The 340-nt window shown below is 66.8% G+C and carries 1 protein-coding gene; it reads right to left on the bottom strand.

All coding sequences use genetic code 11. The annotated features are described in order from the left end of the window. Window positions 1–340 (bottom strand): HAMP domain-containing protein (locus tag ACX6XY_RS30140; RefSeq protein ID WP_460337819.1); only part of this gene is annotated, 340 nt, incomplete at both ends.

Genomic DNA, 340 nt, shown 5'->3' with positions numbered 1-340 from the left:
ATCGTGTTGACGGTGTTCTTCAGCTCCAGCATCTCCCCCGCGACATCCACCGTGACCTTCTGCGACAGATCACCGTTCGCGACCGCCGTCGTCACCTGCGCGATGTTGCGCACCTGGCCGCTGAGGTTACGGAAGGCGGTGTTCACCGAGTCGGTCAGGTCCTTCCAGGTGCCCGCCGCGCCCTGCACCTCGGCCTGGCCGCCCAGCTCGCCCTCGACGCCGATCTCCCGTGCCACGCGGGTGACCTCGGCGCCGAACGCCTGGAGCTGGTCCACCATCGTGTTGACGGTGTTCTTCAGCTCCAGCATCTCCCCCGCGACATCCACCGTGACCTTCTGCG

The sequence above is a fragment of the Streptomyces sp. O3 genome, assembly GCF_054788135.1.
The sequence above is the reverse complement of the archived record's forward strand: the minus strand, read 5'-3'. Positions and strand labels throughout refer to the sequence as shown.